Raw genomic sequence first — 15408 nt, 5'->3', positions numbered from 1 at the left:
CGCTGGACGTCGGCGCGGGGTCACACGCGCGCGGGTGCGTTGTCAACCCCGGGCGGGTGCGGACGCGCGCGCGTGGACGGCCACAATGGGCCCGTGAGCGAGCCGATCCTGCCCAGCGACCTTGACGACCTCGTGGTGCGGATGTCCGGTGTCGGCGTCCGCCGGAGCGGAAACGACCTTCTCGCGGACCTCGACTGGAGCGTCGAACTCGACGAACGGTGGGTCGTGCTCGGGCCCAACGGCGCGGGCAAGACGACCCTGCTGCGGCTGGCCGCCGCGGAGCTGCACCCCACGGCCGGCACCGTCGACCTGCTCGGCGACCGCATCGGCCGCGTGAACATCTTCGACCTGCGCCCCCGCATCGGGTTCACCTCCGCCGCCATCGCCCAGCGCATCCCGGGTGACGAGCGCGTGGAAGACGTGGTGGTGAGCGCCGGCTACGCCGTGATGGGCCGCTGGCGCGAGGCCTACGACAGCCTCGACCTCAACCGCGCCGCCGAGCTGCTCGGCACGCTCGGCATCGCGCACATGGCGAAGCGCACGTTCGGCACGCTGTCCGAAGGCGAGCGCAAGCGCGTGCTGATCGCGCGTTCGCTGATGACCGACCCGGAGTTGCTGCTGCTCGACGAGCCGGCGGCGGGTCTGGACCTGGGCGGGCGTGAGGACCTCGTGGCGCGGCTGTCCGACCTCGCGATGGACCCGGACGCGCCGGCCATGGTCCTCGTCACGCACCACGTCGAGGAGATCCCGCCGGGCTTCACCCACGCGTTGCTGCTGCGCGACGGGCACGCCGTGGTCGCGGGCCTGATGGACGACGTGATCACGAGCGAGAACCTGTCGAAGACGTTCGACCAGGACCTGGTGCTGCAGCGTTCGGGCGAGCGGTTCTTCGCCCGGCGCCGGTAAGTTCGGGCGTACCGGCCGGTAGCCTGCCGGCATCCGTCAACGAGGAGGAAGTCGCGTGGGAGAGTTCGTCAACCTCGAGGTCGAGAACGGCGTCGGCACGATCCGCCTGAGCCGGCCGCCGGTCAACGCGATCAACAACCAGCTGCAGACCGAGCTGGCCGAGGCCGCGCGCGAGGCGTCGAACCGCGAAGACGTGCGTGCGGTGATCCTCTACGGCGGCGAGAAGACCTTCGCCGGTGGCGCGGACATCAAGGAGATGGGCGACCGCACCTACCCGGAGATCTCGAAGTTCGGGGCCGAGCTCACCGCGTCCTGCTCGCTGGTCGCGGCCATTCCGAAGCCGGTCGTCGCCGCCATCACCGGCTACGCCCTCGGCGGCGGCCTGGAGCTGGCGCTCACCGCCGACTGGCGCGTGGCGGGCGACAACGTGAAGGTCGGCCAGCCGGAGATCCAGCTCGGCATCATCCCGGGTGCCGGCGGCACGCAGCGGCTCTCGCGCCTGATCGGCCCGAGCAAGGCCAAGGACCTCATCTACACCGGCCGGTTCGTGAAGGCGGACGAAGCGCTGAAGCTCGGCATCGTCGACGAGGTCGTCGCGCCGGACGACGTGTACGCCGCCGCGCACAAGTGGGCCGCGCAGTTCGTGAACGGTCCCGCCGTGGCGCTCAAGGCCGCGAAGGCCGCCATCGACTCGGGTCTCGACGTCGACCTGGCGACCGGCCTGAAGATCGAGACGCAGCTGTTCACCGCGCTGTGGGCCACCGAGGATCAGAAGAACGGCATGAAGTCCTTCATCGAGAACGGCCCCGGCAAGGCCACTTTCGAGGGGAAGTGACCGCCGTGACCGACCCGGCCCCGAACCCGCACGCCACGGCCGACGAGGTCAAGGCCGCTTACGACGACCCGAAGCTCGCCAACGTGCTCTACCACGACTGGGAAGCCGGGACGTACGACGAGAAGTGGTCGATCTCGTACGACGAGCGCTGCATCTCGTATGCCACCGACGTGTTCAACGCCGTCGCGGGCGAGGACGGCCAGCCCTACACCCACGCGATGGAGCTGGGCAGCGGCACCGGGTTCTTCCTGCTGAACCTCATGCAGGGCGGCGTCGCGAAGAAGGGTTCCGTCACGGACCTCTCACCGGGCATGGTGCAGGTGGCGCTGCGCAACGCGGAGAAGCTGGGCCTCGACGTCGACGGCCGCGTGGCCGACGCGGAGCGGATCCCGTACGAGGACAACACTTTCGACCTCGTGGTGGGTCACGCCGTGCTGCACCACATCCCCGACGTGCGCCAGGCGTTCGGCGAGGTGCTGCGCGTGCTGAAGCCGGGCGGGCGGTTCGTCTTCGCGGGCGAGCCGACCAAGGTCGGCGACTTCTACGCGCGCAAGCTCGGCCAGATCACCTGGTACCTCACCACGCGTGTCACGAAGCTGCCCGCGTTGACCGGCTGGCGGCGTCCGCAGTCCGAACTGGACGAATCCTCCCGTGCGGCGGCTCTCGAAGCCGTGGTGGACATCCACACCTTCGACCCGTCGGAACTCGAGGGGATGGCGCGCGGCGCCGGGGCGCAGGATGTGCGCGCGGTGACGGACGAGTTCTCGGCGGCTCTCGCGGGCTGGCCGATCCGCACGTTCGAGGCGGCTGTCCCGCAGGAGAAGCTCACGGTCCGGTGGCGCATGTTCGCCTACCACCTGTGGCTGCGGCTGTCCGCTTTGGACAAGAAGGTGCTCTCGAAGGTGCTGCCGCGTGAGCTGTTCTACAACGTGATGATCACCGGGACCAAGCGGCCTTCCTGAATTGGCCTACGGTTTCTCGCTCGACGACGTCGCCTTCCTGCGCTCCGCCGCGGGACGGGCGGCGCTCGCCGACTGCGCGGCGCTGCCGCTGACGGACGCTTCCCGCATCGCCGACGTCGCCGCCGTGCGCCGCTCGGTGGGGGAGCGGTTCGCCGCGGCGGTGCTGGAAACGGTGGTGCTGCGGCGGAAATCGGCTTCGAAGCTGTCTCATGCGGACTCGTGGCTGTTCACGGGCGACGCGTTGCAACAGGCGAGCGCGACGGCGGTGGCGCGGCACCGCGCGTCCCGGTTGGCCGGCCGCGACGTGCACGACGTGACGTGCTCCGTCGGCGCCGACCTGGTGGAGCTGGCGCGGGTCGCTTCTCGGACGTTGGGGTCCGATGTGGACCGCGTACGGCTGGAGATGGCGCGGCACAACGCTTCCGCGGCTTCGGTCGCGGTCGGTGTGGTGCAGGCCGACGCTCTGCGCCCGGTCAGCCGGGACACGGTCGTGGTCGCCGACCCGGCCCGCCGCGACTCGGCCGGGCGGCGCACGTGGAAACCGGCGGACTTCCTACCGCCGCTGGACGAGCTAGTCGACGCCTACGCCGGGCGGACGTTGTCGGTGAAGTGCGCGCCGGGCCTGGACTTCGCCATCGCGCCGTGGGCTTCGGAAGTGGAGCTGGTCTCGCTCGACGGCGCGGTCCGCGAGGCCTGTCTCTGGCGGGGCTTGGAGGGTGGTGTCTCCCGTCGGGCTACGGTGCTGCGTTCGGACGGTACTCAGTGGACGGTCACCGACACCGATCCGGACGACTTGCCTGCGCAGCCGCCGGGGGAGTGGATCATCGACCCGGACGGCGCCGTCGTGCGTGCCGGCCTGGTCCGCCACTACGCGGCGCGCCACGGCCTGTGGCAGCTCGACGAACGCATCGCGTACTTGACCGGTGACACGCCGCCGCCGGGCGTGCGCGCCTTCCGCGTGCTGGAACACGGCCCGTACAGCGAAAAAGCCCTGCGTGCCACGCTGAAGCGCCACGGCGTCGGCCGCCTGGAGATCCTCGTCCGCGGCCTCGACGTCGACCCGGACGCCTTGCGCCGCCGCCTGAAACCACGGGGCAGCGCGGAGTCCACTGTGGTGCTCACGCGCATCGGCCGGTCGCCGGTGGCCTTCGTCTGCCGCGCCGAACGCATCCCTTCGGAGGGTTCTCCTGCCGCCTGAGGTGGCGTAGATTTCGGGCGCACTTTACCTGAAGTTCACCTTGGAGGGGTTCGCCGTGTCCCGTTTTCCCGTTTTGCTCAAGCTCGCCGCCGCGGCGGCGATCGGCGCCACCGTCGCGGGTGGTGCGACCGCGCTGGCCGGCTCCGACGCGGTGACGGCCGCCCACGGTCGGGAGCCTGCGAACATCGGCCAGGTCAAGAACGACGTGAAGGCCTACTACGGCGACTACCTCGACGCGTCGGGCAAACACCACTACTCCGACTCGAGCCGGTTCGTCACCGACACCAAGCGGGTCGTGGCCGACGCGAAGCGCTACCTCACGCAGAAGCTCGGCAAGGTGAAGAACCCGGCCATCGTGCTCGACGTCGACGACACGTCCGAGGTCACCTACGGCTGGGAGGCCGACAACGACTTCGGGTTCGACCCGGTCAAGCAGCAGCAGGCGATCGACAACGGCACATTCGTGGCCAACAAGCCCGTGCTGGAGCTGGCGAACTGGGCCGCGCAGCGCGGCGTGAAGGTCTACTTCCTGACGGGCCGCAGCACCCCGCAGGGCCCGCAGTCGCTGAAGAACCTGGCCAACGAGGGCTACCCGGCGCCGGCGGGCGCGTTCTTCAAGCCGGCCGGCACGGCGCCCGACTACCTGCCGTGCGGCCTGACCTGCACCACGATCCAGTACAAGTCGGGCACCCGCGCCCACATCCAGGCGACGGGTGCCCACATCGTGCTCAACCTGGGCGACCAGTTCAGCGACCTCGAGGGCGGCTACGCCGACAACCCGGTCAAGCTGCCGAACCCGATGTACTACCTGCCCTGACGGCGTCGCCCGGCCTGGGCGTCCACTGAGGACACCCAGGCCGGGTCACCGGTCAGCCGGTGTAGCCGGAGAAGATCTTCGAAAACTCGTACGGCTGCTGGGAAACGTTGGTGCAGCGGTAAAGCGCGCCGTTGCACGCGTTCGCGTCGCGGCCGGCTTCCCAGAACGACAGCATGCCGAGGTGCACGCTCTTCGCGAAGTTCACCACGGCGGTGGCGTCCTTCTGGTAGAAGATCTCGTTCTGCGAGTCGTTGACGCCCAGCATCGGCGTCAGCCCGACCTTCTTCCACGCGGCCGCGTCCGACAGCCCGAAGATGGACTTGAGCTGCGCCTGCGTCGCCTTGGCGGCCGAGATCGCCTTCGCCCCTTGGTCGCCCGCGCCCTGGTAGTAGTCCATGGCCATCACGTTGACCAGGTCCAGGTTCACGCCCGCCGCCTTGGCCGCGTTGACGACGCCCAGGCCGTTGCTGTCGAGCCCATTGGGCAGCACCGGCAGCGTCAGCGAGATCTTCAGCCCGGGATTGTTGTTCTGCACCGTCTTGAGCGCCTGCGACCGCCGCTGGATCGACGCCGTGTCGGCCACGGCGGCACCCTCGATGTCGAGGTCGATGTACTTCAGCCCATACGCCTTCACCACCGCGTCATACTCCGCCGCCAGCGACGACACACTGCTGCACGCCTGCGCCAGCTCAATCCCCGACGCCCCACCGAACGACACCTTCACATCACCCCCGCCCGACCGGATCTTCGCGATCTCACTCGCCTGCCACGCCGAGCGCGGGTCGTACGCGTTGAACCAGCTGGCCTTGCACCCGGCGCCCGTCACGAACCCGAGCGTGAACCCCTTCACCCCACCCTTCGACGACATCGTCGAGAGCACCGGCGTCGGCCACGCCCCCATATCCACATACGGCGCCACCGGCACCGGCGACCCGGCCGCCGCCGGCACCGCGGGCGCCGCACCCGCCGGCGCAGCCAACCCGGCGGCCACAGCCGCCAATCCACCCAACGCAGCAATCAACTTCCGGGGAGAGGGGAGCCTCATGGTGAAACCTCCACAGCGGGGACCTGGAGAGCGGGGAAACCTTGTCCAAATGGTATAGACCAATAATGTGAGCCGGGCCATAGGCCATTCGGATGCCACGCAGTCCCGATCATCGGCAACGCTGTGGCTGACCTGCACTTTCCGTAGGGCTTGCCTCTCCGTTCGCCTTCGCCCGCAACTTCGGCCGGCCGGCCACCGCGGCTCTCCCCGAGCTCCCCCGCTCGACTCTTCGCCCGTCGAGCCCCCTTGACTCCTCAGAGTCCTTTCCGGTCATCCACAACCCGACATCAGATGTGGATAACTCCCGCTGACGCCGGTTCCTGTCGGTACACCCCGGTAAAATGGATCATGGGCGGCCCCCGGGAGGGTGGGCCCTTGCCAACGCGCGGGTTGCCGCGTCACAAGGCACGCCACCGACCGCGAACGAGCGCAATTTCCACCGCTCGCCAAGATCCCGCCTCCAAGCACATATCGCCGTGGCACCCCGCGCGATCTCCGCTATCCAGGAGCCACACCGCCTGCGACCTTCCCCGAGCCACGATCGCACTGCCCGCTGACCACCGCCGAGCACCCCACACGGCAGCTCGACGCGCCACCAACAACTCGCCCCCGACCAACGCGATCGCCGCCACCCGTTCCCGTCAGCTCCGCGAACTCCAGGCGCCACCGTCATCTGCACACCTCAACCGGCATCCCGCAAGCTCCACAAGGCGGCAGTCAACTGTCCATCGCAACCGTCATTCCGCAAGCCCGACATCGCCGCCGCGCATCGAGCATCGCGCGACTCCCGCAGCACCGCCGTCAACCGAACTCCCCAAGCGGCATCGCGCAAGCCCTACATCGCGCCCGCCAACTGCGCACCGCGACCGGCATTCCGCAAGCGCCACACTGCGGCCGTCAGCGCGATCCGCAACCGACACCCCGCAAGCCTCGCAGAGCGGCCGTCAACTGCGCACCGCAACTGGCATCGCGTAAGCCCCACACCGCGGCCGTCAACGCGACCCGCATCCGACATCCCGCGAGCTCCCAAAGCGCTGCCATCAACCGAACACCCAACCGGCCGCGCGCCCCGCAGCGCCGCCGTCAACTGCGCACCGCATCGGGCATCGCGAGAGCCCCGCATCGCGCCCGCCAACTGCGCACCGCAACTGGCGTCGCGTAAGCCCCACATCGCGGCCGTCAACGCGACCCGCATCCGACATCCCGCGAGCCCGACGGCGCTGGCATCCGCCGAACACCCAACCGGCATCGCGCGAGCACCACACTGCGGCCGTCAGCGCAACCCGCATCCGACATCCCTCGAGCCCCACAGCGCTGCCGTCAGCCGAACTCCCCAAGCGGCATCGCGCAAGCCCTACATCGCGGCCGTCAAGTGCGCACCCCAGTCGGCATCCCGCGACCTCCGCAGTGCGGCCGTCAACGCGACCCGCATCCGGCATCTTGCGAGCGCCACAGCGCCGCCGTCAACTGCGCACCCCATCCGGCATCCCGCAAGCCCCACAACGCCGTAGGCAACCGAACACCCAACCGACCTCACCCAACAGCGAGCGCAGTAACCCCCGAGACATACCGCCCACCCTTGACATCCCCCAACGGCACCAACCGCGGCAGGTCCAGCGCCTTCCCGTCCTCCACCGTCGACAGCAGCAGCGGCCGCCCGCCCACCGAAGCCTCAGCCAGCGTCACCGCGGCCCCATAGCCGTCCGACCCGACCGCGATGACCGTCTTGTCCGACGTCGGCAGCACACCAGCCAGCAGCAGCACCAGCGAAAGCGCCGGCCCCGACTCCGTGTGCGTCTGCTGCCCCGCGTCCGACCCGAACTTCGCCGTGACCGTCCGCCGCGGCAGGTGGGCGAGCAGCTCCGGCGGCAGAGTCACGACGCGCCGCCCCACCGTCACGCGCACCGCGCGCGTCGCCGAAGCAGCGTCGGACACAAGCACCGTCGCCGACCGAACGTCAGTCACCGTGCGCGAGGCGTTGCGGTCACCCGGCACCGTCAGATCCACGCCATGCCGGCCCGCCCGGAACACCGCCGGGTGATTGCCGAACGACGGATCCAGCTCCGCCAGCGCGAACGTCACGGCGTGGTTGGTGCCGCGAACCGTCACCGTCACCCGCAGCATCGTGTTCTTGCCCGGCGGCAGCATCGGCGACAGCCCCGTCACCACCTGTTCCAGATCCGCGCCCGCCAGCTCGGCCGCCGAGAACGACCGCGGTTTCGCCACCGCGCCGCCCACGCTCACCGACGTCGTGGCCGACGCCACCCCCGCCGCCCCGAACGCCGCGACGACCACCGCAAGAACAACGACGAGCCTGCGCATCCGCGCCTCCCTCGACCGGTTCCGTCCGCACTCGCGGACGCGCGGGCGAAGTTTAGCCGCTTTCCCGGAGTTCGGCGCCCACTCGGCACACGGTCGCCACCGGCCGCCGTCGCCGCGAGACAGCGACACCCCCGAGCACCACCACCATCCCCACCACCACGCGCGCCCCGATCTCCTCGCCCAGCACCACGGCACCGAGCACCACCGACACCACCGGCAGCAGATACCCGACGGTCGCCGCCGTCGTCGGCCCCTCATCGGCGATCAGGCGGTAGTTCAGGTAGAACGTCACGCCGGTGCCGAACACCCCGAGCACCACCACGGCCACCACCGACAACACGGTGACGTGCGGCGACGACACAGAACCAACCGGCAACGCCAGCGCACTCAGCCCCGTCGCCGCCAGCAACTGCGCGGCCGACAACGCCAACGGCTCCGTCCCGCGACCCACGAGCTTCCGCCCCATGTACGCGTACGCGACCGCGTAACTCACCGCCGCCCCGAGCAGCGCGAGCGAACCCCAGCTCGCCAGTCCCGCCCGCGTCCACGGCGCGAAGATCAGCAACGTCCCCGCGAACCCGATCAGCAGACCCGCCAGCCGCATCGGCCGGATGCCTCGCTCGACACCAAGCACGAGGCCGATCAGCAGCGACCACAGGGGAGTGGTCGCGTTGAGCACGCCGGCCACCCCGGAGTCGACGGTCCGCTCGCCCACCGCGAACAACCCGAACGGCACCGCGTTGCACAACAACGCCGCCACCGTCAGCCGCCCCCACGTCGTCCGGTCGCGCGGCAGCTTCTGCCGCGCCGCCACCGCGAGCCCGAGCAACACCAGGGACCCGAGTGCGCACCGGACCACCGTCACGACCACCGGCGCAAAGCCTTCGAGGGCGAGTTTGATCCACAGGAACGTCGAGCCCCACAGCACGGCCAGCGCCGCCATCCGCACCACCGTGCCGCTGCCCGACATCCGCGCTCCCCCTGGTCGATTCGCCTTCCACGCTGCCCCAGCCCGATCGACAGGACAAGTGAAAGATCTTGGACGAATCGTTAAGGAGAGCTGGACGATGTCAGCCGACGCCGCGCTCCTCCAGATACTGCTTCCCGACCTTCTTCGGCACCCGGCACAGCCACCCTTCGACGAGGGCTTCGTCAAGCGTCGCCAGATCAATCTCGGCCAGCCGAACGAGCACCGCCGGATACCCGTCGAAATGCGGCGTGGTGAAGAAGACGCCCGGCTCGTCCACCAGCAACGCCTCCTTTGCCCCGACATCCGGCACCCGCACCGCCAGCACGTCGCCCTCCGGCGCCGCGTCCCCGAGCGCGTCCAGGTCGGTCTTGCGCAAGGGCCGCTCCCACGCGTACGCCTTACCCTTCACACCCCACGACCGCGCATCCCTCTTGACGACCAGCTCCGTCCCCGGCAGCCGCGCCCCGAGCCGCGCCACGTCCTCCCAAGTCGCCATGCCGCCCAGGCTAACCCGCCCCCGTCCGGGCGGCGCCCCTTTTCACCCGCCCACCAGCCACTCGCCCTCACGGGCGAACACCCTCACCGCTCAACGACGAATCGCGCGACTCGTCGCCACTGACCGGCGAACGCCGCAACCTGTAACCCCTCGCGGGCGAACGCCGTCGCCACTCAACGACGAGCCGCGCGACCCGGTCACTAGACGGCGAATGGCTCGAGACGTCGCCATCAAACGGCGAGAGGCGTGACCCCTCGCCCCTCAACCATGAACGTCGCAACCCGTCGCCACTTGCCGGCGAACGCCATCGCCGCTCAACGGCGAGCGCCCGCGCGACCCGTCGCCACTCACCGGTCAGCGCCGTAGCCGCTGAGCGGCTGCGCGACCCGTCGCTGCTAAGTGGCGAATAGCGCGACCTGTCGCCACTGGCGGGCGATTGCCGTCGCCTCTCAACGGCGAGCCGCCGCACGACCCGTCGCCACTCACTGGCGAATCGCGCGACCTGTCGCGACTGGCGGGCGAATGCCGTCGCCGCTCACCGGCGAGTGGCAGCAGGCGTGATTGTCACTTACTGCTGGGTCAGTCTGCTGACCGCCGCGGGCAACCCGGCGGCGGGACCCGTTGCCACTGAGTGGCGAATCGCGTGACCATCGCAACCCACTGGCTAATGCCATTGCCGCTCAACGGCGAGCGGCTGCGCGACCCGTCGCCCCTGAGCGGCGAATCACGCTACCCCTCGCCACTCACGGGCGAACGCCGTTGCCAGTGAACGGCGAGCGACCGCCCGACCCGTCGCCGCTGAGCGGCGAATGGCGCGGCTGGTCGCCACCTGCAGGCGAATCCTCGCCTCTCACCGGCGAGTGCCGGTGGGGACCGTTGCCGCTGAATGGCGAATGGTGCGACCGTCGCAACCCACTGGCGAATGCCGTCGCTTCTCACCGGCGAGCGGCTGTGCGACCCGTCGCCGCTGGGCGGCGAATGGCGCAACCTGTCGCCCCTCTCGGGCGAACCGTCGCCTCTCACCGGCGAGTGCCGGCACGCCCCGTTGCCGCTGAATGGCGAATGGTGCGACCGTCGCAACCCACTGGCGAATGCCGTCGCTTCTCACCCCTGAGCGGCTGCGCGACCCGTCGCCGCTGGGCGGCGAATGGCGCAACCTGTCGCCCCTCTCGGGCGAACCGTCGCCTCTCACCGGCGAGTGCCGGCGCGCCCCGTTGCCGCTGAATGGCGAATGGTGCGACCGTCGCAACCCACTGGCGAATGCCGTCGCCGCTCACCGGCGAGCGGCGGCGCGACCCATCGCCACTGAACGGCGAACGGCGCAACCTGTCGCAACCCACCGGCGAACACCGTCGCCCCTGAACGGCGACGACCACCATCCACCGCCGACAAACCCGGCCGGACACCCGTCGCCACTCAAAGGCAACAGGCGCCCGGCCAACGAACTCACCGCTTCCTCGCCACCAACACCGTGTCGCGAATGGACACTTCATGCCCCTCGATCACGTGCGCCCGCTCCCGCGCGTCACTCACCACGGACTCCCACGACTCATCCAACGTCGCCGCCACATCCTCCGCCAAGAAGAACATGTCCGGCACGTTCGGCCGGTGCGCGGCGCCCTCCACGTCGGTCGGGTGGTGGCCGACGATGAGCAACGTCCCACCCGGCGCCACGGCATCCGCGAGCCGCGCGAAGATCGGGACGCGCTGGGCCGTCGGCAGGTGCAGGAAGTGCGACGTGACGAGGTCGTACTTCTCGTCCGGCACCCACGTCGTGAGGTCCGTCGTCAGCCACCGGATCTGGTCGCCCAGGCCCTGTTCGGCCGCCTGCGCCGCACCCCGGTCGAGGGCGGTGGCCGCGAAGTCCGCGGCCGTCACGCGCCAGCCGTTCTGTGCAAGCCACAGCGCGTCGCCGCCTTCGCCGGAGCCGGCGTCGAGCGCGCTGCCCGGGCGCAGGTCGGCGGCCTCCGTCACGAGCTGCGCGTTGGGCCGCCCACTCCAGATCGCCGGCTTTGACCGGTATCGCTCGTCCCAGGAATCCTGGTCGATGGGGACTTCTTCGTGCTGCTCAGCCATCGTCACACCCCGTGCTTCGTCGAGCCGCCGACCAGCGCGGCAACCTGTCGTTCCATTTCGTGCGCGAAGGGCTCCCGCGCCCGTCGTACGTCCTCGGCGACGAGATCGCCGTTGATCACCGCGCCGGCCGTCAGCCCGGCCGCCGCGGACACGACGACCTGCGACTTCATGTCGGTCACGTTCCCGGCCACCCACACCCCGGGCACCGACGTGGCGCCGTTCGCGTCGGCCGGCACCGAGCTGCCGATCACGTGCCCGTCGACCTCCAGCTCCACCGGCTCCAGCCCCAGCGACACGAGCACGTCGGCCCGCGCCGTGAACCGCGGCGCGACCACCACGGCGTCCCGCGCCACCACCGCACCCGAGCGCAGCACGACACCGGTGAGCGCGTCGTCCTCCACCCGCAGCGCCGTCACCTCGCCGTCGACGACCCGGATCCCGCGCGCGCTCAGCTGCGCCAGCTGCTCCTCGTCGAACGCGGCCGTGTGCCGGAAAACGACCACGTCATCCGACAGCTGCCGCCACATCAGCGCCTGGTGGACGGCCATCGCATTCGTGGCCAGCACGCCGATCGCCTGGTCACGTGCCTCCCAGCCGTGGCAGTACGGGCAGTGCAGCACATCGCGTCCCCACCGCTCGGCGACGCCCGGAACGTTCGGCAACTCGTCGACGAGCCCCGTCGCCACCAGGAGGCGACGCGCCCGCGTGGTCCTCCCATCGGCGAGAGCCACGGTGAACCCGCCGCCGTCCAGCGCAACGGCCGAGGTCACCGCCCCGTCGACGATCTCGCCCCCGTACCCCACGACCTCTTCCCGCCCAGCCGCCAGCAGCTCGCCGGGCGGCGTGCTCTCGCGGGCGAGGTAGTTGTGCACGTGGCCGGCCGGCGCGTTACGCGGCTCGCCGGCGTCCACCACGAGCACGGAACGCCGTGAGCGCGCAAGCGCCACCGCGCCGCTGAGGCCCGCGGCACCGCCGCCGACCACCACGACGTCATAGTTCTCGTTCACCTGGTCCTCCTGTAGTTCGTCCCTCCCCTCGGACTATCCGCAGATCTCGCCGACTTGACAAATACGTTTGCCGAAGTAGCAAATGGAGTCATGGACGGTGAACTCCCGGACGTCGACGGCGTCCTCGAATCGGTGGGCCCGCGACTGCGCGCGCTCCGCCAGCAGAACAACGCCACGCTCGCCCAGCTGTCGGAGACCACCGGCATCTCGGTGAGCACGCTCTCGCGCCTCGAGTCCGGCCAGCGCAAGCCGACGCTCGAGCTCCTGCTCGCCCTCGCACGCGCACACCAGGTGCCGCTCGACGAGCTCGTCGGCACCGCGCCGACCAGCGACCCTCGGCTGCGCACGCACTCGTTCGTCCGGCACGGCGTCACGTTCCTGCCGCTCACGCGCCGGCCCGGCGGGCTGCGTGCGTACAAGCAGATCTTCCCGCCGCACTGGCCCGACACGGACCCCGATCCGCGCGTGCACGAGGGGTACGAATGGGCCTACGTCCTTTCCGGACAGTTGCGGCTCATCCTCGGCGAGCACGACGTGATCCTCAAACCGGGTGAAGTCGTGGAGTTCGACACGCACGTTCCGCATTGGTTCGGCAACCCCGGCGACGTGCCGTGCGAGGTTCTCGCCCTTTTCGGGCCACAGGGGGAGCGGTTCCACGTCCGCGCCCGGCCGGCGTCCTCTTGACACATACCCATATGGGAATACGATGGTCGGCGTGGCACGAGCAGCGACGACGACCGACGTGTTCAACGCCGTGGCCGAACCGCGGCGACGGGAGATCCTCGACGTGCTCGCCGGTGGCGAGTACCCCGTCAACGACCTCGTCCGGCTGCTCGGCATGGGGCAGCCGCAGGTGTCGAAACACCTGCGCGTGCTGCGCGAAGTGGGCGCGGTCGACGTCCGGGACGAAGGACGTCAGCGCTTGTACCGGCTCAACGGCCGTGCCCTGAAACCGATCCACGACTGGGTGCGGCAGTTCGAGCGCTCCTGGGAGGAGCGGTTCGAGCTGCTGGACTCCGTGCTGGAGGAACTCGAACGCACCGACGACCGATCCACGGGCGAGGAGAGCGACCATGACCGAGACGACAACGGGCACGGCGACGGTGACCCTGCCGGCCGATGACCAGATCCTGATCACCCGCGAGTTCGCCGCCCCGCGGCACCTCGTCTACCGCGCGTGGACCACGCCTGAGCTGGTCAAACGCTTCTGGGCGGGCCACCGCGGCACCATGCGGTCCGTCGAGATCGACCTGCGCGTCGGCGGCCGGTGGCGCTACGTCCTCGACGCCAACGGCGGCTTCGAGGTCGCGTTCCACGGCGAGTACCGCGAGATCGTCCCGAACGAACGCATCGTCAGCAGCGAGGTCTACGAAACCCCCGGCGCCTCCGACGACGACGCCGCCATCACCACCGCGACCTTCGCCGGCTCGGGCGACCGCACCAGCCTGTCGATCCTCATGGAGACGGGCAGCCGCGAAGTCCGCGACGCCATCATCGAGTCCGGTATGGAGGGTGGCATGCAGGAGCAGATGGACTTGCTGGAGGAACTGGCCGCGTCCTTGGCCTGACTCGCGGACTTGTTCTGCGGCAACGGGTTCTGCCCAGGTCGAGTCGGGTGACGCGAAGGGACCCGCGGTGCCGACCACGGTGTGCGCGAACGGACCCGTCGTGCCGGCTCTGGTATCGGCGAAGGGACCCGTCGTGCCGGCTCTGGTATCGGCGAAGGGACCTGCCGCCGGATCCGTCGTCGCGGAGTAACCCGCGATGCAGACTGCGGTGTCGCGAACGGACCGTTCGTGCGGAATCCTTTGTTGCGAACGGACCCGTCGTGCCGAATCCGGTGTCGCGAAGGGACCTGCCCTGTCGGATGGGCACGACAGGTCCCTTCGCTCCGGGCAAGCACGGCGGGTCCCGCCGCGCGAAATGGAAACGACCGGTCCCGCCGCGCCGCGCGCGTTCGCAACGGCTCAGGTCTGGGCCGTGGGCCGCACCACGATCTCGTTCACGTCCACCGCCGCCGGCTGGCTCACGGCGTAGGCGATGGCGTCCGCGACGGCCGAAGCCGGGATACCCAGCTGCTCGCTCGCCGCACGCGCCGCCGCCTGTGTCTCGGGATCGCCGCCCTGGTCCGCGAGTTCGGAGTGCGTGAACCCCGGACTGACTATGGTGACGCGGACGTTCGTGTTCTCCTGGCGCAGACCTTCGGAAAGCGCCCGCACCCCGAACTTCGTGGCGCAGTACACAGCCGCCGTCGGGTCCACGCGCAGGCCGGACGTCGACGCGACGTTCACGATGTGACCCCCGGTTTCGCCCATCAGCGGCAACGCGGCGGCGATCCCGTGCAGCGTGCCACGCAGGTTCACGTCGATCATCCGGTTCCAATCGTCGACGCGGAGCTTGTCCAGAGTGGACAGCGGCATCACGCCGGCGTTGTTCACGAGCACGTCGACCCGGCCGTGCGTCTCATGCGCGGCCGTCACGAACGCGCGCACGCTCTCCAAGCTGGTCACGTCGAGTTGCCGGAAATCGGCAACACCGCCGTTCGCGCGGATCTTCTCCGTGAGCGCCGCGAGCCGGTCGGCGCGGCGGGCGCCCAGGACGACGTGGTGACCGTCAGCGGCCAGACGCAGTGCGGTGGCCTCCCCGATGCCGCTGCTCGCGCCCGTGATCAGCGCGATCTTGCCGTTCATGCGTACTCCTCGTGAGGTCTGCGCGGTCGTGGGGACCGTCGTGACCTCGAGGCTGCCCGCGGCGAAACGCATCCGGAAGGACGC

Annotated in this window: 15 protein-coding genes; 8 read left to right on the top strand and 7 right to left on the bottom strand. The window is 70.0% G+C overall.

Going from position 1 to position 15408, the window contains the following annotated elements:
* Window positions 1-93: 93 nt before the first annotated feature.
* From ACFY1H_RS21240 to ACFY1H_RS21220, 5 genes are read left to right on the top strand one after another with little or no spacing between them, the layout of a single operon-like run.
* The gene (locus ACFY1H_RS21240; RefSeq protein WP_364055729.1) at window positions 94-906 is read left to right on the top strand and encodes an ABC transporter ATP-binding protein; all 813 of its coding nucleotides are present in this window, start codon (window positions 94-96) and stop codon (window positions 904-906) included.
* A 55-nt stretch (window positions 907-961) separates the two neighbouring features.
* Window positions 962-1741, top strand: coding sequence for an enoyl-CoA hydratase/isomerase family protein (locus tag ACFY1H_RS21235; protein ID WP_386948667.1), 780 nt, complete (start codon window positions 962-964; stop codon window positions 1739-1741).
* Entirely contained in the window at window positions 1738-2703 is a 966-nt protein-coding gene (locus ACFY1H_RS21230) for a class I SAM-dependent methyltransferase (RefSeq protein ID WP_364055735.1), read from the top strand. The genes ACFY1H_RS21235 and ACFY1H_RS21230 overlap by 4 nt, the downstream gene beginning before the upstream one ends.
* Window position 2704: 1 nt before the next feature.
* A complete protein-coding gene (locus ACFY1H_RS21225) occupies window positions 2705-3901 on the top strand; it encodes a class I SAM-dependent methyltransferase (RefSeq protein ID WP_386948663.1) in 1197 nt (398 codons plus the stop codon).
* Window positions 3902-3956: 55 nt separating this feature from the next.
* Window positions 3957-4718: an HAD family acid phosphatase gene (locus tag ACFY1H_RS21220; protein WP_366579207.1), complete on the top strand. Its 762-nt coding sequence runs from the start codon at window positions 3957-3959 to the stop codon at window positions 4716-4718.
* A 52-nt stretch (window positions 4719-4770) separates the two neighbouring features.
* Here ACFY1H_RS21220 and ACFY1H_RS21215 read toward each other — a convergent pair whose 3' ends face one another.
* The 6 genes from ACFY1H_RS21215 to ACFY1H_RS21190 form a co-directional block, all read right to left on the bottom strand.
* The gene (locus tag ACFY1H_RS21215; RefSeq protein ID WP_386948661.1) at window positions 4771-5709 is read right to left on the bottom strand and encodes a chitinase; all 939 of its coding nucleotides are present in this window, start codon (window positions 5707-5709) and stop codon (window positions 4771-4773) included.
* A 1587-nt stretch (window positions 5710-7296) separates the two neighbouring features.
* Window positions 7297-8085, bottom strand: coding sequence for a hypothetical protein (locus ACFY1H_RS21210; protein WP_386948658.1), 789 nt, complete (start codon window positions 8083-8085; stop codon window positions 7297-7299).
* Window positions 8086-8137: 52 nt separating this feature from the next.
* Entirely contained in the window at window positions 8138-9055 is a 918-nt protein-coding gene (locus ACFY1H_RS21205; protein ID WP_386948655.1) for a DMT family transporter, read from the bottom strand.
* Between the two features lie 100 nt (window positions 9056-9155).
* Window positions 9156-9551, bottom strand: coding sequence for an MmcQ/YjbR family DNA-binding protein (locus tag ACFY1H_RS21200; protein ID WP_366579214.1), 396 nt, complete (start codon window positions 9549-9551; stop codon window positions 9156-9158).
* Between the two features lie 1446 nt (window positions 9552-10997).
* Window positions 10998-11627, bottom strand: a complete 630-nt coding sequence (locus ACFY1H_RS21195) for an SAM-dependent methyltransferase (RefSeq protein ID WP_386948652.1) — start codon at window positions 11625-11627, stop codon at window positions 10998-11000.
* Window positions 11628-11629: 2 nt separating this feature from the next.
* Window positions 11630-12634, bottom strand: a complete 1005-nt coding sequence (locus ACFY1H_RS21190) for an NAD(P)/FAD-dependent oxidoreductase (protein ID WP_386948650.1) — start codon at window positions 12632-12634, stop codon at window positions 11630-11632.
* 90 nt (window positions 12635-12724) lie between these two features.
* Here ACFY1H_RS21190 and ACFY1H_RS21185 point away from each other — a divergent pair, with 90 nt between their 5' ends.
* Genes ACFY1H_RS21185 through ACFY1H_RS21175 form a run of 3 tightly spaced genes read left to right on the top strand, consistent with a single transcriptional unit; the run spans window position 12725 to window position 14202 of the window.
* The gene (locus ACFY1H_RS21185; RefSeq protein ID WP_366579220.1) at window positions 12725-13318 is read left to right on the top strand and encodes a cupin domain-containing protein; all 594 of its coding nucleotides are present in this window, start codon (window positions 12725-12727) and stop codon (window positions 13316-13318) included.
* Between the two features lie 31 nt (window positions 13319-13349).
* A complete protein-coding gene (locus ACFY1H_RS21180) occupies window positions 13350-13757 on the top strand; it encodes an ArsR/SmtB family transcription factor (protein ID WP_386948647.1) in 408 nt (135 codons plus the stop codon).
* Window positions 13708-14202, top strand: coding sequence for an SRPBCC family protein (locus ACFY1H_RS21175; protein WP_386948644.1), 495 nt, complete (start codon window positions 13708-13710; stop codon window positions 14200-14202). Before ACFY1H_RS21180 ends, ACFY1H_RS21175 begins: the two co-directional genes overlap by 50 nt.
* 399 nt (window positions 14203-14601) lie before the next feature.
* On the opposite strand, the gene ACFY1H_RS21170 is transcribed toward ACFY1H_RS21175, so the two are convergent.
* Window positions 14602-15324 carry an SDR family oxidoreductase gene (locus tag ACFY1H_RS21170; protein WP_386948642.1) on the bottom strand — a complete coding sequence of 241 codons (723 nt, stop codon included), beginning with the start codon at window positions 15322-15324 and terminating at the stop codon, window positions 14602-14604.
* Window positions 15325-15408: the final 84 nt, after the last annotated feature.

It is taken from the genome of Amycolatopsis sp. NPDC001319, assembly GCF_042896185.1.
Classification (GTDB): Bacteria; Actinomycetota; Actinomycetes; order Mycobacteriales; family Pseudonocardiaceae; genus Amycolatopsis.
Note: the sequence above shows the minus strand (reverse complement) of the source record. Positions and strands in the feature narration are given on the sequence as shown.